The sequence below is a fragment of the Streptomyces graminofaciens genome, from assembly GCF_030294945.1.
In the GTDB taxonomy this organism is placed as follows: domain Bacteria; phylum Actinomycetota; class Actinomycetes; order Streptomycetales; family Streptomycetaceae; genus Streptomyces; species Streptomyces graminofaciens.
On the sequence record NZ_AP018448.1, the window covers coordinates 3647051 to 3665296 of the forward strand.

The window sequence follows — 18246 nt, forward strand, 5'->3', positions numbered from 1 at the left end:
ACGCCTTCGCCGACCGGGTCCACGGCCGCTTGCCGCGGGTTCAGCTCTGGGCCGGGGTGAGCACCACGAAGTCCGCCTTCGACGGGTCGACGCAGACGGCCAGTCGGCCGACGCCCTCCGCGTCCTCCGGTCCCATCTGTACGCTGCCGCCGTTCTCGGTGACCTTGGCGACGGCCGCGTCGCAGTCGGCGACGGCGAAGACCGGGTGCCAGTACGGCCGTCCGTTCGTCAGGGCGAGGTCCTGCTCGCGGAGCTGCATGAGGCCGCCCTGCATGCGCTCCTCGGGGAGGTCGGCCGGGGTGATGAGGCTGTACGTGCCCCCGCCGCCCGGCAGCGCCATGTCGCTGAACCGCCAGCCGAGGACATCGCCGTAGAACTCCTTGGCGGCCGCGGCGTCGCTCGTGTACAGCTCGGTCCAGGACAGCGAGCCCGGCTTGTCCACCAGCTCGAAGCCCGGGTTCTTCCCGGGCTGCCAGACGGCGAACTGGCCGCCCAGCGGGTCGCTGTACTGCGCCATCCGGCCCCAGTCGCCGAGGTCCCTCGGCGCCACCCGTACCGTGCCGCCCGCGCGCTCCACGGCCTGGGTCGTGGCGTCCGCGTCGGTGACGCCGAAGTAGATCATCCAGGCCGAGCGCGCGCCCTCCTCGGTGAGTTTGCCGAGCCCGGCGACGGTCTTGCCGTCCTTCCGGAACGCCCCGCCCTCCATGTCCTGCGCCTCGTCCTCCCCCACGTCCATCGGTTCGTACTCCCAGCCGAGCACCGCGCCGTAGAAGGCCGCGGCGGCCTGGACATCGGGGGCGCCGAGGTCGAGCCAGCAGGGGGTGCCGGGAGTGGCGTCGGTGGTGATCACGGCGGTTCCCTTTCGCAGGTCGGGTGTGACCTCAGCCTGACATCGGGTACCGACAATCGCGCGTCGGCCGCGGTCACGGTGGTCCGGCGGGGTTTTCCACCCCCGCCGCCCCTACCCGTCCCATCCCCCAGGGGCTGCCGCCCCTTCGCCCCCGCCTCGCGCGCGGGAGAGCTCGGGTGGACCGGTTCGCCGGCGGGCGCGGGATCGTCATGGCAGTTCGCGCCGTTCCCCGCGCCCCTTCGGGGTGCTCAGGGTTCCAAGTCGTCCGCGAAGTGGCGGAATTCGTGGCGGTCGCGGTGAATCGTCCACAAGGTGTCCGCCAGGACCGCCGGGTCCTTGCGGGGGTGGCCGGGGACGATCGCGCCGGGGATGATCAGTTGGGCCACATGGATGCCCTCGCCCGCCAGCGTGTCGTGCAGCAGGCGGCCGTACGCGCTCTCGGCGGCGAAGGCGATGGATGTTCCCGCCCGGTCCGGGTGCGGGACCACGGCGGTGCCGCCGTTGACCAGGAGGATCGTGCCGCGGCCGAGTTCGCGCATGTCGGGCAGGACCTGCCGGACGGCGGTGACGGGGCCGTGGACGGAGAACTCGAGCGGGCCGACGAGGTCGTCCGCCGTGGTCTCGAGGACCGGTCGCATGAAGTCCGCGTGCGGCACCGGGCTGTACTGCAGGACCTCGATCGTGCCGAGCGTCGCGTGTGCCGCGTCGAGGGCGGCTGCCAGGGAGTTCCGGTCGCGTACGTCGGCGGCGAAGCCGCGTGCGGTGATGCCCTCGCGGGCGAGGTCTGCGGCGAGGGCGTTCGTCCGCTCCGGGTCGCGGGCGACGAGCGCCACGTCGAAGCCCTCGCGGCCGAAGCGGCGGGCGACGGCGGCTCCGAGGCCGGGGCCGGCTCCGATGACGACGATGGTGGTCATGGTGTTTCCCTTCGGGGCGGTCGGGCGCAGGTGTCGCCCCTGAGGATGGATCAACCGCGTTACGAGAACGGGCATTGCCGCGCGGCGGGCCTCAGCGAGGTTGAGCCGCGGGCCTGTCGCCGTGGACCGCCGTGCCGACGCTCGCCTCATCGGGCACGCGAGGAGTCCCGTACCTGTCCCCCACCTGTCAATGTTGGGCACTTTATTGACGACGGCTATCGAGACGCCTAACTTCATCATGTCCCTCCCCGTCCCCACGGCACCGCCCCCACCGTTCCCCACCGCTCCCCCACACGGAAGAGGTCCCCGCATGATGCCCCGCACCCGCCCCGCTCGCCGCACGACCGCTCGTCGTAGCGCCTGCGCGGCGGCCCTTCTGCTCGCCGTCACCGCCCTGCCCGCCTCGACGGCCGTGGCCGCCGACACCGCGAGCCACGTCGAGGGCCAACTCCCCTCGGGCGCGACGTACATGATGGACGTGCCCGCCGCCTGGAACGGCACCGTCCTGCTCTTCAGCCACGGCTACACCCAGGCCGGCTCGCCCAACCCCGCCCAGAACGGGCCGGACGCCACCACGAAGGCCCTTCTGCTGGAGCAGGGCTACGCGCTCATCGGCTCCTCCTACGCCACCACCGGCTGGGCGGTGACGGACGCCGTGCCGGATCAGCTCGCGACGCTCGCCGCGTTCAACGACCGCTTCGGGGCGGCCCGCCGCACCATCGCGTGGGGCAGGTCGTACGGCGGGTTGGTCACCACGGCCATCGCCGAGCGGCACGCGGACCGGATCGACGGTTCGCTGTCGATGTGCGGGCTGGTCCACGGCGGTGTCGCCAACTGGAACAACACGCTCGACCCGGTCTTCGCCATCAAGACGCTCCTCGCACCCGACTCCGACGTCCCGCTGACCGGTCTGAAGGATCAGGCCGCCGCCACCGGCGCGGCGGACGCCATGACGGCCGTGGTCGACTCGGCGCAGACGACGGCCGAGGGGCGGGCCCGGATCGCGCTGGCCGCCGCCCTGCACAACATCCCCGTCTGGAACCAGACGACGCAAGCACGGCCCGCCGCCGACGACTGGGACGCGCAGCAGGCCAACCAGTACGACGCCGTGAAGGGCCTGCTGAAGATCGCCGCGTTCAGCCGGCGACAGGAGGCCGAGGTCCGCGCGGGCGGCAACATGTCCTGGAACACCGGCGTCGACTACGCGAAGCTGCTCGGCCGGTCCTCGGTCCGCAAGGAGGTCAAGGAGCTGTACAAGAAGGCCGGGCTGTCCCTGAAGGCGGATCTCGCCGCCCTCGACCGCGCCCCGCGCGTCAGCGCCGACCCGGACGCCGTCGCGTGGATGAGCCGCACCAGCTCCTTCACCGGCGAGCTGACGAAGCCGCAGTTCTCCATCCACACCATCGGTGACGCGCTCGTCCCCGTGCAGACGGAGAGCGCCCTGCGCCGGGCGGTCACCGCCGCCGGTTCGGCCTCTCTCCTGCGGCAGGCGAACGTCGACAACGCCGGGCACTGCACCTTCAGCCCCGCCGAACAGGTCGCCGCCCTGCACACCCTGGAGGACCGCATCAGCACCGGCAAGTGGCACGGCACCGACGCGGAGTCCCTCAACTCCCGTGCGGCGGCGGCCGATTCCACGACCCCGGCCCGCTATGTCGCGTACCGCCCGACGCCGTATCTGCGGCCGTACGACCTCGCCCACCCCGCAGACGGGCAGTGACACGGTACGGCCGCCCGCCTCGCTGTCGGTGGGCGGCCGTACCCTTGCCACCGTGGAGAACGACGACATCCTGGACGCTCCGGACACCTCGGACGGCCCACAGCCGCGCCCCCAGTCCCTCATGCTCGCCTTCTTCGGCAACCACGTGCTGGAGGAGAACGACGACGGCATGTGTGTCTACTCGGGCAGCATCATCGATGTGCTCGGCCGTGTGGGGGTGGGTGAGCAGGCCGTACGTTCCACGCTGACGCGGATGGTCAACCGGGGGCTGCTGCGGCGGCAACGCGACGGTCGCCGTATGTACTTCGGACTGACGCCGCAGGCACTGCGCGTGCTGCACGACGGCCGTACGCGCATCTGGAAGCAGGGCGCGGTCAACGACGACTGGGACGGTTCCTGGACCCTGCTGGGCTTCTCCCTGCCGGACTCCTGGAAGCGCCAGCGCCACGACCTGCGCTCCCGGCTGACCTGGTCCGGCTTCGGCGCCCTCTACAGCGGACTGTGGATCGCCCCGGGCAGCGTCGACATCTCCGGCGTCGTCTCCGAGCTGGGGCTCGCCGACCACGTCAAGATCTTCCACGCACGGGCCGACGTCGCCACCGACATCGAGCTGATGATCCGGGACACCTGGGACCTGGAGAGCATCGCGGCCCGTTACGTCACCTTCGACAAGCGGTGGACGGCACGGCTCGACGGCGGGCCCGGTGACGATCCGATCGGGACGCGGCTACGGCTGGTCAGCGAGTGGCTCTGGACCATCCGCACGGACCCGAGACTGCCCACCCGCCACCTCCCCGCCCGCTGGCCCGCGGGCCCGGCCCAGGAAACCTTCCGACGCATCGCCGAACAGACCACGGAGCCCGCGCGGCGCATGGCCCACGGGCTGCTGGAGACCATTCCGTCCCGCTAGGGCGTGTTTCGAAAGTGGCGTCGTCCGCCCGGAGGGCGGGGCAGACGGGACTGTCGAAACACTCCCTAGCGGGTGTCACCCGGCCGCCTCGTCCATGGCGCCGGCCCGCGCTTCCCCCCGCAGCTCACCCAGCAGACGCACGCCCGTTCCCTGCCCCCCGCCCCGTCGCCAGGAGCCCGTTGATCACGAGCGTCGCCAACGCCTCGGCCGTGTCCGAGAGTTGTTCCGGTGAGGCGTCGTCGGACCGGCCGAGGCGTCGCGCCAGGGGTACCTCGACCATGCCGCTGATGGGGCCCATGATGGCGAAGAACAGCACGTCGAGCGGGACGGACGCCATGCGTCCGGTGGCGACGAGCCGCTCGATGCTGGCCATCACGCCCTTCAGGACCGGGGCGATGTAGCGCTCGTACACATAGTCCAGCCGCTCGGTGTCCCGGCCGAACTCGTCGACGAAGATCCGGCCGAGCTGGGGCGTCACCACGGAGGTCCGGTAGAGCCCGGAGATGAACTGCCGTACCTGCTCGGCGTCGTCGGCCGTGGGGTCCACCGGCGGCATCAGCGCCAGCTGCGCCCCCATGGCGGCGTCGACGACCGCGCGCCAGAAGGCAGCCTTGGAGCCGTAGCGGTCGTTGATGAAGTTGTGGCTGACGCCCAGGCGGCGGGCCAGTTCGCGGGCGGAGGCCCGGTCGTAGCCCAGCTCCGCGAAGGCGTCCAGGCCACGCAGCAGGACGACGTCCTCCTCGGGCACCGCGGGAGTGTCCGCGCCGGGTCGCCCCGGTCGTCGAGCGGACTCGGCTTGTGCTCCCACCCTTGCCTCCGTCTCGGTCAATGGCCCTGTCGATGGCCCGGTCAGTCGATGGCCCGGTCAATGGCCAGGTCAACGGCTTGGTCGATGACTCCCCGCACACAGTCTAAGGACGTGAACACCGGTCAGGAGCCCACGAGCACCTTACTTGACACCTGTCAGATTACAGCTAATCTGACAGGTGTCAGAGCGTTTCTCTCGCATGGAGAGCCCCATGACCGCACACCAGCCACCCCCCACGACCCCCGGGCGCGTGATCAACCTGATGCTCACCGCCGGGGACCCCCTCGCCGACGCCGTCGTCGCCGAGCTGGACGCCCTCGGCGGCCCGGCCCGGCGAGCCCTCGACGCCGGGCTCCGGCACGGCCTGGCGAGCCTGGACGAGCAGCCCCCCGAGGCGATCGCCCTACTGCTGGAGCAGTCGGAGACCGCCCCGGCGTGGGCCGACCCGCTGATGCCGCACCGGGGCGATGTGGTGAGCCTGTCCGTACCGCCCATGTGGTTCGGGCTCTGCTCGCTCACCAGCGCGCTCGCGCACAGCTACGCGTCCCCGGCCGTCGCCCGGCTGCTGGCCCGGACGGGCGAGCCCACGGCCATGGCGTCACGCCGGCTCGTGGAGAGCGCGGTGTGGGTACGGCAGACCATGCGCCCGGGAGGGCTGCTGCGCGGGGCCCCCGGCTATGTGGCGGCCGTTCAGCGGCGGCTGCTCCACGCCCGGATACGGATCACCGCGCTCGAAGGCGGCTGGGACACCTCCGAGTGGGGGCTGCCGATCGGCCAGACCGACCTCGCCCGGATGTGGCTGGGCCTCACCTACGTCCCGTTCCGGGCGCTGGCCGCCGTCGGTATCGAACTCGACGCCGAGGAGCAGTTCCAGCTCTACCGCTACTGGTCGTACGTCGGCCATCTGCTGGGCCTGGACGAGAACTACTGCAAGGACGTCGTCGACCATGCCGACGCCGCCCGTCTGCGGGACTTCCTGGACTCCACCACGGCCGCCCCCGACGAGAACTCCCGGGCCCTGACCGCGGCCATGGTCGAGGCACAGGCCCGCGCGATGGCCGGTGCGCCGGGTGCCGTGCTGTCCGAGGAGCAGCTGCGCGACCTCGTCCACAGCGTGCTCCGGCGGTCCATCGGGGAGGAGCAGGCGGAGCGGCTGGGCGTCCCGGTCCCCGCCGCACACCACCTGCTGCCGCTGATCAGCAAGCTCAACCGCCAGTCCCGTTACTGGCAGACGTTCTCGCCCGCCTCGGCCGGGGAGGCCCGCCGCCGGGCACTCGACGGGCCCGGGCCCGAGCTGATCGCCGCCGTTCTCCCCGGCGGCTTCACCGGCCGGCCGTGGGCGGGAGCGGATCGCCCGGGCGTACCGGCAGCCTGATCCGTCCCCCGCCCCGCCCCGCCCCCCCCACGTCCGCGCGGCCGAACCATCACGTGACGAGCTCCATCGACGCAGCCGTCCCGCCCCCGGCACCGAACCTCGTCTTCACCCCTCATCACCTTTACTGGAGATTCGTCATGCCCCGAACCTCAGCCTCCGTCGACCTGCCCGACACGGACGCCCAGCCCCCCGCCCCGGCCGCCGACCCACCGCACCGCCATCGCTGGTGGATCCTCGCCGTGATCGGTGTGGCCCAGCTGATGGTGGTGCTGGACGCGACGATCGTGAACATCGCGCTGCCGTCGGCCCAGCAGGACCTGGGCTTCTCCGACGGCGACCGGCAGTGGATCGTCACCGCCTACGCGCTCGCCTTCGGCAGCCTGCTCCTGCTCGGCGGCCGTATAGCCGACCTGTTCGGCCGCAAGACGACCTTCCTCGTCGGCCTGGTCGGCTTCGCCGGCGCCTCCGCCCTCGGCGGCGCGGCCGGCAGCTTCGAGATGCTCGTCGCCGCCCGCGCCGGGCAGGGTGTGTTCGGCGCGCTGCTCGCCCCGGCCGCCCTGTCGCTGCTGACCACGACGTTCACCGATCCCAGGGAGCGCGGCAAGGCCTTCGGCGTGTACGGCGCCATCGCCGGCGCGGGCGGTGCCGTCGGCCTGCTGCTCGGCGGTGTGCTGACCGAGCACCTCGACTGGCGCTGGACCCTGTACGTCAACCTGGTCTTCGCCGCGATGGCCTTCGTCGGCGGGGCGATCCTGCTCGGCCGTGCGAGCCGCGACAAGTCCGCCAAGATCGACGTCCCGGGTGCCGTCCTGGTCTCCGCCGGTCTGTTCTGCCTGGTCTACGGGTTCTCCAACGCCGAGAGCCACGACTGGAGTTCGCCCGCCACCTGGGGTTTCCTCGTCGCCGGAGCCGCCCTTCTCACCACGTTCACCTGGTGGCAGACCCGCTCCCCGCACCCGCTGCTTCCGCTGCGTGTGCTGCTCGACCGCAACCGGGGAGCCTCGTTCGTCTCCGTCCTGATCATCGGCGCGGGCATGTTCGGGGTGTTCCTCTTCCTCACCTACTACCTGCAGCAGAGCCTCGGCTACACGCCCATCGAGACCGGGCTGGCCTTCCTGCCCATGATCGGCGGGCTGATGCTCACCTCGACGCTCGCCTCCACCGTGGTCATCCCGCGCATGGGCCCCAAGCCGGTGGTGCCGCTGGGCATGGGCATGGCCGCCGCCGCGATGGTCTGGCTGACCGCCCTCGACCTGAACAGCTCGTACGCGACGGACATCATGCCGCCACTGGTCCTGGCGGGACTCGGCTTCGGTCTGATCATGGCGCCCGCCATGAGCCTGGCCACGGACGGGGTGCGCACCGAGGACGCGGGCGTCGCCTCGGCGGCCGTCAACACCATGCAGCAGGTCGGCGGCTCCCTCGGCACCGCGCTGCTCAACACCCTCTCCACCAGCGCCGCCGCCGACTATCTCGTCGGCAAGAACCCCAAGGACCCCGCCGTTCTCGCGGGTGCCGGACTTGAGGCCTACTCCACCGCGTACTGGTGGTCGGCCGCCTTCTTCGCCGCCGGCGTGATCATCAGCGGCCTCATGTACCGGCGCGGCGCGCCCGTCCACAACCCGGACGCGGCACCCGTGGTGCACATGTGAGGTCGTGAGCTTTCCCAGGCCTCGTCGGGGTCCCCCTCCCCCAGGCCCCGACATCCCCGAAACGGCCCGCCGGGCACCTCCGGCGGGCCGTTTCGGCCTGTCTCTCGGGCAACCGCGCGCTCAGATCTCCTCAAGCGTGCCGGTGTGGAGTTCGGCCACCCGGCCGTCGGGGGTCTCGTAGGTCCAGAAGGCGTGGACCGTCCCGGTGTTGAGGTTCATGGCGTGGGTGATGGTCATGCCGGACTTCTCCAGCCAGCCGAGGACGAAGACACCGGGGACGACCTCGGCGGCGTGCAGGTCGACGTCCTCGACCGCGCCCTTCGTCGGCCCGGCGACCGTCTCGTAGTGCAGAGTGGTGCCGTCGGCCGCGTAGGTGTTGTGGAAGACAACGCCGTTGTCGACGGTGAAGCGGAAGGTCTTCCCCGCGTAGGTCAGGTTGCTCATTGCCCTCCGCCGCTCAGAACAGGCCGTTGGAGTGCGGGAGTTCGGCCGGTACGGGGGCGATGACGTCCCAGTGTTCGACGATCTTGCCGTCCGCGACGCGGAACAGGTCCCAGTAGGCGACCGCCTCGCCGAACTCGCCCTCGGACTGCAGCAGCACGAGATCGCCCTCGGCGAGGACCTTGTGGACGGTCTTGTAGACCAGGTTCTTGCCCTGCTCCGCCCACTTGCCGGCTGCGGCACCGAAGCCGTCCAGGCCGTCGGCGGCCTCCGGGTTGTGCTGGTGGTACGTCTCGGTGGAGATGTAGTCGGTCAGCACCGAGTAGTCGGCGCCGACGAGGACCTTCTCGGCGAACTCGGTGACCAGCGCGCGGTTGGCCTCGGTCCGGTCCAGGTCGCCCGGCTCGGTCGGCCCGTCGGTCTGCGAGCGGCCGGAGGCGGTGTCCGTGACGACCGGGGTGAGCGCGTCCCAGTGCTCGGCCAGCCTGCCGTCCGCGTCGACGCGGAACAGGTCGAACGCCACCAGCGGATGCGGCCCGAAGCCGTGGTAAGTGCCGTGCAGCGCGACCAGATCACCGTCGGCGATCACCCGGGCACCCTCGTAGCGGAAGCCCTCCGGCAGCCCCGCCACCAGTTGGCGCAGGGCCTCCGGACCATCCGCGGCCAGGCTGCTGTGCTGACGGTAGTCAGCGGCCACCCAGCGGTCCACCGCGCTCGGGTCCTTCGCCCCGAAGAGTTCACCCGCTGCGTTGACGACGATTTCCTTGCTGCTCACAGCACGCCTCCGATCTGCGCTTTTCCGGTGACACCTTGCTCACCGGCACGCAGTCCACTCTCGCCGCCCACCCCGGTGGGCGCACGGTAGAGTCGGGCATGCCTATGGTGGAAACGGGACAAGCTCCGGTGGTCCAGCGGGACTATCGCAATCCGACGCGGCCTGATCTGGGCCTGGAGATCCTCACGTTCGCGGACCTCAGGGACCGTCTGCCGGGCGCACAGTTCACACGGCTGAACCGGCTGGACTTCCATCACCTCACCCTGGTCCACCGGGGCGAGGGCACCGGGATGGTCGACTTCGTGGACCACCCCTGCCGGCCGGGGACGCTGCTGCACATCCGCCCCGGGCAGGTGCAGCGGCTGCCCACGGCCCCCGGCGGCGGCCCCGCGGACCTGGACGCCACGATCGTCCTGTTCACCCCGGCCTTCCCGCCCCGGCTCCCGTCGACCGCCCGGGTGACCGACGACCCCTTCGGCCCGGCCTCCTGGCAGCTCGACGCCCTAGACCACGACCGGTTTCGCCGCACCCTGGCCGACCTGGCCGCGGAGTACGCCGGACCGCCCGACCGGGAGCCGGAGATCACCAGGGAACTCCTGCGCCAACTGCTGGCCGTGACCCTGCTGCGGATCGCCCGGCTGCCCGCCCCCGAGGGCGGCGTACGGACCCTGGCCGCGCAGGAGCCGTACCGCCGCTTCCGGCACGAGCTGGAGCGCTCCTTCGCCGTCGTACGCCAGGCCCACGACTACGCCGCCCGCCTCGGCTACTCCCTCAAGACCCTCAACCGTGCCTGCCGACGTGCCACCGGGCACACCGCGAAACAGCTCGTCGACGCCCGTGTGGCCCTGGAGGCCAAGCGGCTGCTGGCCCACACCGACCTGCCCGTCGCCGCGATCAGCCACCGCCTCGGCTTCACCGAGCCCACCAACTTCAGCAAGTTCTTCACGCGGGCGACAGGACAGACCCCGGGCACGTTCCGGGAGGCGCAGAGCTGACGCCCTCACCTCCAATTTGCACACTGGTGAGCAACAAATTAGTCTGCACATCAGTGAGCAAATAACTGCTCCGAAGCTGCCGCTTCCCTCTAGGAGCTTCCGATGTCCCTCCTCGCGAACACCCCCGTCGAGAAGATGACGGGCCCGTACCGGCGGCGCTGGTGGGCGCTGCTGGTGCTGTGCCTGAGCCTGCTGATCGTGGTCATGGCGAACACCTCGCTGATCGTGGCCGCCCCGGACATGACCACGGATCTGGGCCTGTCCAGCAGTGACCTCCAATGGGTCATCGACGGCTACACCGTCCCGTACGCGGCGCTGATGCTGGTGCTGGGCGCGGTCGGCGACAAGTACAGCCGCCGTGGCGCGCTCGTCGCCGGTCTGCTGGTCTTCGCGGGCGGTTCCGTGATGGGCAGCCTGGTCGACGAGACGAACCTGGTCATCACGGCCCGGGCGATCATGGGCGTCGGCGCGGCCGTCGTCATGCCCGCCACGCTCTCCCTGCTGGTCGCCACCTTCCCCAGGCGCGAGCGGACCAAGGCCATCACCGCCTGGACCGCCACCTCCGGCCTCGCGATAGCAGCCGGACCGCTGCTGGCGGGCCGGCTGCTGGAGGACCACGCCTGGGGCTCGACGTTCCTGATCAACGTGCCCATCGCGCTCGTGGCCGTCGTCGGCGCGTTCTTCCTCGTACCGCCGTCCAAGGCGGAGGGCATGGGCCGAATCGACTACGTCGGCGGGCTGCTCTCCATCGTCTCCGTGGGCTCCCTGGTCTACGCGATCATCGAGGGCCCGCACTTCGGCTGGGGCAAGGGCCCGGTCACCGCGGCCGTCGTCGCCGGTGTGGGCCTGCTCGCCTTCGTCCTGTGGGAGCTGCGCCACCCGCACCCCATGCTGGACGTCCGCAAGTTCCTGCTGCGCCCCTTCAGCGGCTCGATGATCGCGGTGCTGTTCTTCTTCTTCGGCACGTTCGGCGCGATCTACTACTCCACCCAGTTCCTGCAGTTCATCCTCGGCTACGACGCCCTGGAGACCGGCATACGGCTGGTGCCGCTGGCCGGAGCCGTGTTCGTCGGTGCCGCGATCACCGGGAAGCTGACCCCGAAGCTGGGCGTGAAGCCGATGGTGGTCACCGGCATGGCGATCGGCGCGACGGCAGTCCTCCTGCTCACCCGGATCGAGTCGGGCTCGACGTACGGCGGCTTCCTGCCCACGATGCTGATGCTCGGCTTCGCGATCGGTCTGAGCGTCTCGCCGGCCACCGACACCATCATGGACACCTTCCCCGAGTCGGAGCTGGGCGTGGGCGGCGGCGCCAACGACACCTCGCTGGAGCTCGGCGGCTCCCTCGGTATCGCGCTGCTGGGCTCGCTGCTGAGCACCGCGTACAAGGACAAGCTGACCGACCTGGTGGGCGCCCAGTTGCCGGCGGACGCCCTGCACACGGCGCAGGAGTCGGCGGGCGCCGGGCTCGCCGTCGCCCAGGAGGTCGCGAAGAACCCGGCCGGCGGTGCCCAGCAGGCGCAGGCCCTTGTCGACGCCGTCCACCAGGCCTTCGCCCACGGTGTCGCCCACACCAGCCTCATCGGCGGCGTCATCATGACCGTCGGCACGATCGTCGTCCTCGTGATCCTCCCCGGGCGCCGCAAGGCCGACAAGCCCGAGCCGGAGGCGGAGCCGGTGCCGGAGACGCTCGAGGCGCAGAAGCTGAAAGAGGGCGCGGGCGCCGCCTGAGCCCTCACGGAGGTCGGCCGGACGCCCGTCCGGACTCCTCCACCCCCAGAGCGGGTCGTGCCTGAGCGGCGCACGGCCCACCAGGGATCGTGCCTGAGCGGCGCACGACCCCGGACGGTGCCGGGAGGGGACGCCCGGCACCGTCCTCCGTCCCGCCGGGTCTCGCAGGACCACGGCACGGGACCGGGCAGGCGCGGGCAGCCGACCGGGAACCGACGGCCGCCCCCGCCCGGTCCTCGCGCGGACCGCCACCGCACACCGGCTCCCTCCCCTCCCCCGGCGCGTCGCCAGGTGCCGGGCCTCCTCCGGTGGCAGGCCGAACATGGCGCAGGAGGTTGGCGGCGAGACGGTCGGTGGCCCGGTCGGCGGGCAGATTCGGCTTGATGTCGAGGAGTTGTGCCGGGCCGCCTCGATCAGGCCCGTCCGTGTGCGGGACTTACGCCGGGCGACGCGGCCGGGCCCGGCTTCCGCTGTCTCACCGGCTCCCCAGCTGAACGAGACGTTCACCACCGCCGAGCGGCTGAAGATGGAACGCGCCAACGCCCTGGCCCGGATCCCGCGCGCCTGACGCTCCGGCTGAAGGCCGGAAGGCCGGAAGGCCGGAAGGCCGGAAGGCCGGAAGGCCGGATCACGCCGCCGAGTTACTCAGCTCGGCCCAGACCGTCTTGCCGTGGCGGGCGTGGCGGGTTCCCCAGTGCTCGGCGAGCTGGGCGACCAGGAACAGGCCGCGTCCGCCCTCGTCGTAGACCCGGGCGCGGCGCTGGTGCGGGGTGGTGTTGCTGTCGTCGGAGACCTCGCACAGCAGGGTGCCGTCGTGGATGAGGCGCAGCCTGATCGGCGGCCGGCCGTAGCGGATGGCGTTGGTGACCAGTTCGCTGACCACCAGCTCGGCGGTGAAGTCGAGTTCCTCCAGTCCCCACTCGGTGAGCTGCCGGGCGACGTCGGCCCGGGCCCCGGCGACGGCGGCCGGGTCGGTCGCCACGTCCCAGGTGGCGACCTGGCTTGCGCCCAGGGCGCGGGTGCGGGCCAGCAGGAGGGCCACGTCGTCGTCGGGGCGGGTGGGCAGCAGGGATTCGAGCACGGTGTCGCAGGTGGCCTCCAGGGAATCCGCGGGCCGGGCGAGGGCCTCGCACAGCAGCGTGAGGCCGGTGTCGAGGTCGTGGTCGTGGGCTTCGAGGAGGCCGTCGGTGCACAGGGCGAGGAGGCTGCCCTCGGGCAGGACCGCCTCCACCGCCTCGAACGGCGACCCGCCCAGGCCCAGCGGCGGCCCCGGTGGCAGATCGAGCTGCTCGGCGGTCCCGCCCCGGATCACCAGGGCGGGCGGCACATGGCCCGCGCGGGCGAGGGTGCAGCGGCGGGAGACCGGGTCGTAGACGGCGTAGAGGCAGGTGGCGCCGATGACACCAGGGGGTTCCGTGCCCGTCGGCGGGCCGGGGTCGGCTCGGGGGTCGGGCGACGCGGCCTCGGCGGCCAGGCGGATCACCACGTCGTCGAGGTGGGTGAGGAGTTCGTCGGGCGGCAGGTCGATGTCGGCCAGGGTGCGTACGGCGGTCCGTAGCCGACCCATGGTGGCGGCGGCGTGGATGCCGTGGCCGACGACGTCACCGACGACCAGGGCGACGCGGGCGCCGGAGAGCGGGATGACGTCGTACCAGTCGCCGCCCACCCCGGTCTCCGCCTCGGTCGGCAGATAGCGGCAGGCGACCTCGACGGCGGACTGCCGGGGGATCTGCTGCTGGAGCAGGCTGCGCTGGAGGGTGAGGGCGGTGGCGCGGGCGTGTGTGTAGCGACGGGCGTTGTCGACGGCCACCGCCGCCCGGGCCGCGATCTCCTGGGCGAGGAGCAGATCCTCGTCGTCGTAGGGTTCGGGGTTGCGGTGCCGGGAGAACTGCGCGACGCCCAGCGTGGCGCCCCGGGCGTGCAGCGGCACGACCAGCGTGGAGTGGCTGCCGTCGGTGGGATCGTGGTGGCGGGAGGGGCCGCCCGTGGCCAGGGCGCGGGCCGGTGGTGATCCGTCCGGGAAGACGTGGGGCTGCCGGGGTTCGATCGTCGCGGCGGCCGGGTCGGCGGCCGACGCCCACCGCTGGGCACAGCGGCGCAGGGCGAGCGGGGCGTGCGCCGGGGTGTCGGGGCCGCGTGGCGTGGCGTCGAGCAGGTCGACGGTGACGAGGTCGGCGAAGGGGTCGGGGTGCCGTGGCCGGCCGGTGCGCTCGGGGTCCCCGGCGTGACCCGCTTGCCCGTCGCGCCCCGCGTGTCCGGTGGGCCCGTCGTACCCCGCGTACCCCGCGTGCCCGGTGGCGAAGTCGGCCAGTTCCTGGGTGGTGCGGTCGATGTCGAGGGTCGTCCCGATGCGTACGCTCGCCTCGCTGACCATCGACAGCCGCCGACGCAGTCGGCGGTCCCGCTCCTCCTGGAACGCGACGACGCCCTGCTCCGACGTGCGGTCGATGTACGCGGTGGCCGTCGTGACCAGCCTGCGGGAGGCCGCGCTGATCAGCTCGGCGTCGTCGGTCAGCCGGGGCAACACCGCGAGCAGCCGGTCGAGGACGACGCTCTCCCCGAGTCGGAAGGCCCGCAGCATCGTGCTGATGGGTGTGCCGTGGCGGGCGAACAGCCGCACGCGCCGCACCTCTTCGGGCGGCGCCTCGATCCGCTCCGGGGTGATGCCGCGCTCGAGGCCGGACAGCACGGTGAAGACGTGCTCGGCGACGTTCTCCGACGCCATGATGTCGGGGTTCTCCCACAGTTCGGGCAGGTCACGGCGGAGCAGCAGCTCCACGTCGGCGATCAGCCGGTCCGCGCGACGCCCCAGCTCCCGCGCGGCCCGGGCCACCAGACCGTCGACGACCGTGAAGTCCACACTCCCGACGTTACGCCGCGCCTGAGCACGCGCATCACGGCTCGGCTCGGGAACGAAAGGACTCGGCCGTTCGGCTGGTTCGCGGGTGCCGTGGCCGCCGGTTTCCCGGCCTTTCGGCCGAGGCGGACGGTGGGTTGCGGGGCCGAGAGTGGGTGCGCGGTGGTCAGCCCCCCATGTCGGCCGCCGTACGCCGGTCGGCACTCCCCCGCCGACCGGCGTTCCGTCGGCGGAACCCCCTCCCGGAAGGAATGAGCGCTTCCATGCGTACGGCACTCAAGGCGGCGCTGGCCGCGGGCGGACTGCTCGCGGCCTTCTGCGTGCCCGCCGCGCAGGGCGTGGACCGCCCGGCGACGGCGTCGGACCACGCCTCCGCACTCTCCCGCTACTACGGCCAGCGGCCCGCCTGGCGCCGCTGCGAGCCGCACTCCCCCGCCTCGTACCGGTGCGCCACGATCACCGTGCCCCTCGACTACGCCCGCCCCGAGGGCCGGACGCTGAAGCTGCGGATCTCGCGGATACGGACGAGCGTGCCCGCCAAGCGGCGCGGTGTACTGCTGTCCAACCCCGGCGGCCCCGGTACGGCGGCCCTGGGCGACCCGTTGCAGATGAGGGACACGCTCGCCAGGAGCGTCCTGGACCGCTACGACCTGATCGGCTTCGACCCGCGCGGCCTCGCCACCAGCAGCCCCCTTCGCTGCGGCCTCACCGAGGACGAGCTGGCCCCGTACCGCCCCTACCGTGCCGCCGCGTTCGCCGAGGACACCGCGCGGGCCCGTGCCGTCGCCACCAAGTGCGCCGCCCGTGGCGGAGCCCGGCTGCTGCCGTACATCAACACCCGGAACACCGCCCGCGACATGGATGTCCTGAGGGGAGTGCTGGGCGAGCGGCGGATCTCGTACGTCGGCTGGTCCTACGGCGCCTATCTCGGTTCCGTCTACACGCAGATGTTCCCGGCGCGCGGCGACCGCGTCGTCCTCGACAGCTCGCCCGATCCCGGTCCCTTCGGCCGGGGAACGGTCCGGGCCATGGCCACGGGGGCCGAGCCCGCGTTCCGGGACTGGAGCCGCCGCATCGCCCGCAAGGACGGCACCTACCACCTGGGCGACACGCCCGCGAAGGTCCGGGCCGCGTTCTTCCGGTTGGTCGCGCGTGCCGACCGTACGCCGCTGCGGTACGAGGGCGCCGACGAGGAGCAGCGGGGGCGGGCCCTGACCGGCGCCGACATCCGGGAGTGGCTGCGGCCTGAGTTCTTCACCGACCCCGAGCTCGCGGCCCGCGAGATCGTGGCCCTGCGGAAGGCCCGGGCCACCCGCCCGGACCCGGCGCCGACCGGCCCGGCGGAGGCCACGGACGACAATGTCACCGCGCTCAACTGGGCCGTCGTCTGCGGTGACGCCTCGGCGTCCTGGCCCGGCGACCCGGCGCGCTACCGGCACGACGCGGTCCGGGACGGCGCCCGGTACCCGGTGTACGGCGACTTCGCGTCGAACATCACGCCGTGCGCCTTCTGGCCGCGCGGCTCGGAACCGGCGACCCGCGTCGACAACAGGGTCCCGGCCCTGCTGGTGCACAACCAGTGGGACTCCCAGACCCCGTTGCCCGAAGGCCGGGCCATGCATCGCGCCCTGCACGGTTCACGTCTGGTGTACGTCGCGGGCGGCCGGGGCCACGCCGTCTACGGCTTCCCTGGGGCGCCCACCTGTGTGACCCGCACGGTGGACACGTATCTGACCGGGGGCCGGCTGCCTGCCCGCGATGTCACCTGCCGCTGAGGGAGCGGCTCCCTACGAGCCGCCGGGGTGGGTGTCGGCGGGGTTGCGGGTGTCGGCGGGGGCGGACTGACGGCGTGGCGGAGTGGGCGTGGGGGTGGGTGCGTCAGGCGTTCTCCTCCGCGACCGTCACCCGCCGTGCCTTGAGCAGCAGGCCGACCGCGACCAGGGCGGAGGCGAGGCCCAGCAGGCCCACGGCGGCGGCGAGGCTGCCGACCGCGGTCTCGGCGCCGATGAGGACGAGCGGGCAGATGAACTCGCCCGCGAAGAACGCCGCCGTCCACAGGCCGGTGCCGCGGCCGCGGTCGGCGTAGTCCAGCTTGGCCATGGCCGTGGTGAGGAGGGACGGCAGCAGGACACCCGTGCCGAGGCAGTTGAGCACACCGCCCACGACCAGCAGCGCCGGGCTGCCCGACAGGGCCATCACCACGAATCCGGCCCCGCACAGGGCGAAGACGAGCGGCAGCCGGCCCTCCGGCCCGCCCGGCAGCTTGGTGAAGGCGATCGATCCGGCGACGGTGGCGGCGCTGGCCAGGGCGGTCGCGAGGCCGATGAACCCGGTGGAGGTCACGCCCAGGTCGTCCATCAGGTACGCCATCTCCACGGGCACGGTGTAGAAGACCATGGCTCCGAAGACGGTGAGGGCGCAGATGCCGGCGAGTCGCCGGAGGGGGAACGGCTGCTTGTCCTCTGCGAGTTGGGTTTTGGCCGCGTCCGGGGCGGGCTTGGGCAGGGCGGCGGCCATGGCGGGTGCCAGCAGCAGGCCGACGGCGTAGATCCAGAAGGGTGCGCGCCAGCCTGCCGAGCCGAGGGCGCCGCCGAGGGCGAAGAACGCGGTGGCGGAGGCCGAGGCGCACATGGTCTGCAGGGCGAGATAGCGGTCCCGGACGCGGCCCGTGTAGTAGTCGCCGATCAGGGTGGTGCAGCAGGTCATGATGGCTGCCTCGACGATGCCGACCAGCACGCGGCTGGCCACGATCGCGCCGAGCGAGTCCAGCCAGAGCGGGGCGGTGCCGAACACGGCGTACAGGGCGGTCGCGACGACCAGCAGGCGTTTGCGGCCGAGGCGGTCGACGATGACGCCGGCGAACGGGGCGAGCAGGGCGAGGGCGAGCGCGGGGACGGTCAGGACGACGGGGACGAGGGTCTTGGCGCCGGGGACCGAGGAGAAGTGGTCCTGCATTCTCGGCAGTACGGGGGCGATCAGGACGGCGCCGAGGACGGGCAGGCAGCTGCCGGCCATGAGGAGTGCGGCGCGCGGGCGGCTGCCGTCGTGGTGACGGGCGGGTGTGGTGGGTGCCGGGGCGGTGGGCAGGGGCATGCGAAAGCTCCACGGGCGGTGGTGGGTGGGGTGTTCCTGCCGGGTGGTCGGTGCCGGGTGGTGGGCACCGGTGCACCCGAGGGATGTCCCGGGCCCGAGCGGTGGGCGCCGGGGACTGCCCCGAC

Annotated in this window: 15 protein-coding genes; 8 read left to right on the forward strand and 7 right to left on the reverse strand. The window is 72.3% G+C overall.

What is annotated here, in order from left to right:
• Window positions 1-40: 40 nt before the first annotated feature.
• Complete coding sequence (locus tag SGFS_RS15670; RefSeq protein WP_286250837.1) at window positions 41-850, reverse strand: VOC family protein; 810 nt, start codon at window positions 848-850, stop codon at window positions 41-43.
• A 248-nt stretch (window positions 851-1098) separates the two neighbouring features.
• A complete protein-coding gene (locus tag SGFS_RS15675) occupies window positions 1099-1764 on the reverse strand; it encodes an SDR family NAD(P)-dependent oxidoreductase (protein WP_286250838.1) in 666 nt (221 codons plus the stop codon).
• Window positions 1765-2074: 310 nt separating this feature from the next.
• Between SGFS_RS15675 and SGFS_RS15680 the strand changes: the two genes are divergently transcribed.
• Together SGFS_RS15680 and SGFS_RS15685 are read left to right on the forward strand one after the other, a co-directional pair.
• Window positions 2075-3484 (forward strand): alpha/beta hydrolase family protein, encoded by a 1410-nt coding sequence (locus SGFS_RS15680; RefSeq protein WP_286250839.1) that lies wholly within the window; start codon window positions 2075-2077, stop codon window positions 3482-3484.
• Window positions 3485-3536: 52 nt separating this feature from the next.
• On the forward strand, window positions 3537-4394 hold the full coding sequence (locus tag SGFS_RS15685; RefSeq protein ID WP_286250840.1) for a PaaX family transcriptional regulator: 858 nt from the start codon (window positions 3537-3539) through the stop codon (window positions 4392-4394).
• 124 nt (window positions 4395-4518) lie between these two features.
• On the opposite strand, the gene SGFS_RS15690 is transcribed toward SGFS_RS15685, so the two are convergent.
• Window positions 4519-5142 (reverse strand): TetR/AcrR family transcriptional regulator, encoded by a 624-nt coding sequence (locus SGFS_RS15690; RefSeq protein WP_286250841.1) that lies wholly within the window; start codon window positions 5140-5142, stop codon window positions 4519-4521.
• A gap of 271 nt (window positions 5143-5413) precedes the next feature.
• On the opposite strand from SGFS_RS15690, the gene SGFS_RS15695 reads away from it, so the two are divergent.
• Both SGFS_RS15695 and SGFS_RS15700 read left to right on the forward strand, forming a co-directional pair.
• Complete coding sequence (locus SGFS_RS15695) at window positions 5414-6577, forward strand: oxygenase MpaB family protein (RefSeq protein ID WP_286250843.1); 1164 nt, start codon at window positions 5414-5416, stop codon at window positions 6575-6577.
• Between the two features lie 137 nt (window positions 6578-6714).
• Window positions 6715-8229, forward strand: coding sequence for an MFS transporter (locus SGFS_RS15700; protein WP_286250844.1), 1515 nt, complete (start codon window positions 6715-6717; stop codon window positions 8227-8229).
• Window positions 8230-8349: 120 nt separating this feature from the next.
• On the opposite strand, the gene SGFS_RS15705 is transcribed toward SGFS_RS15700, so the two are convergent.
• Window positions 8350-8673, reverse strand: a complete 324-nt coding sequence (locus tag SGFS_RS15705) for a MoaF-related domain-containing protein (protein WP_286250846.1) — start codon at window positions 8671-8673, stop codon at window positions 8350-8352.
• Window positions 8674-8686: 13 nt separating this feature from the next.
• Complete coding sequence (locus SGFS_RS15710; RefSeq protein WP_286250848.1) at window positions 8687-9445, reverse strand: nuclear transport factor 2 family protein; 759 nt, start codon at window positions 9443-9445, stop codon at window positions 8687-8689.
• Between the two features lie 98 nt (window positions 9446-9543).
• Between SGFS_RS15710 and SGFS_RS15715 the strand changes: the two genes are divergently transcribed.
• The 3 genes from SGFS_RS15715 to SGFS_RS15725 all read left to right on the forward strand — a co-directional run bounded on the left by SGFS_RS15715 (window position 9544) and on the right by SGFS_RS15725 (window position 12739).
• Window positions 9544-10440, forward strand: coding sequence for an AraC family transcriptional regulator (locus tag SGFS_RS15715; RefSeq protein ID WP_286250851.1), 897 nt, complete (start codon window positions 9544-9546; stop codon window positions 10438-10440).
• Window positions 10441-10542: 102 nt separating this feature from the next.
• Entirely contained in the window at window positions 10543-12171 is a 1629-nt protein-coding gene (locus SGFS_RS15720) for an MFS transporter (RefSeq protein WP_286250854.1), read from the forward strand.
• 322 nt (window positions 12172-12493) lie between these two features.
• Window positions 12494-12739, forward strand: coding sequence for a hypothetical protein (locus SGFS_RS15725; RefSeq protein ID WP_286250856.1), 246 nt, complete (start codon window positions 12494-12496; stop codon window positions 12737-12739).
• 60 nt (window positions 12740-12799) lie between these two features.
• Here the strand turns inward: SGFS_RS15725 and SGFS_RS15730 are convergent, their stop codons facing one another.
• Window positions 12800-15031, reverse strand: coding sequence for an ATP-binding SpoIIE family protein phosphatase (locus tag SGFS_RS15730; protein ID WP_286250859.1), 2232 nt, complete (start codon window positions 15029-15031; stop codon window positions 12800-12802).
• A gap of 260 nt (window positions 15032-15291) precedes the next feature.
• Between SGFS_RS15730 and SGFS_RS15735 the strand changes: the two genes are divergently transcribed.
• Window positions 15292-16803 (forward strand): alpha/beta hydrolase, encoded by a 1512-nt coding sequence (locus SGFS_RS15735; protein ID WP_286250860.1) that lies wholly within the window; start codon window positions 15292-15294, stop codon window positions 16801-16803.
• 103 nt (window positions 16804-16906) lie between these two features.
• Here the strand turns inward: SGFS_RS15735 and SGFS_RS15740 are convergent, their stop codons facing one another.
• Window positions 16907-18121: an MFS transporter gene (locus tag SGFS_RS15740; RefSeq protein WP_286250862.1), complete on the reverse strand. Its 1215-nt coding sequence runs from the start codon at window positions 18119-18121 to the stop codon at window positions 16907-16909.
• Between the last annotated feature and the right edge of the window lie 125 nt (window positions 18122-18246).

Coding starts and splice junctions, on each gene's coding strand:
- SGFS_RS15675 (WP_286250838.1), bottom strand. CDS start 1,764: ATGACCACCATCGTCGTCATCGGAGCCGGCCCCGGCCTCGGAGCCGCC.
- SGFS_RS15680 (WP_286250839.1), top strand. CDS start 2,075: ATGATGCCCCGCACCCGCCCCGCTCGCCGCACGACCGCTCGTCGTAGC.
- SGFS_RS15695 (WP_286250843.1), top strand. CDS start 5,414: ATGACCGCACACCAGCCACCCCCCACGACCCCCGGGCGCGTGATCAAC.
- SGFS_RS15700 (WP_286250844.1), top strand. CDS start 6,715: ATGCCCCGAACCTCAGCCTCCGTCGACCTGCCCGACACGGACGCCCAG.
- SGFS_RS15705 (WP_286250846.1), bottom strand. CDS start 8,673: ATGAGCAACCTGACCTACGCGGGGAAGACCTTCCGCTTCACCGTCGAC.
- SGFS_RS15715 (WP_286250851.1), top strand. CDS start 9,544: ATGCCTATGGTGGAAACGGGACAAGCTCCGGTGGTCCAGCGGGACTAT.
- SGFS_RS15720 (WP_286250854.1), top strand. CDS start 10,543: ATGTCCCTCCTCGCGAACACCCCCGTCGAGAAGATGACGGGCCCGTAC.
- SGFS_RS15725 (WP_286250856.1), top strand. CDS start 12,494: ATGGCGCAGGAGGTTGGCGGCGAGACGGTCGGTGGCCCGGTCGGCGGG.
- SGFS_RS15735 (WP_286250860.1), top strand. CDS start 15,292: ATGCGTACGGCACTCAAGGCGGCGCTGGCCGCGGGCGGACTGCTCGCG.
- SGFS_RS15740 (WP_286250862.1), bottom strand. CDS start 18,121: ATGCCCCTGCCCACCGCCCCGGCACCCACCACACCCGCCCGTCACCAC.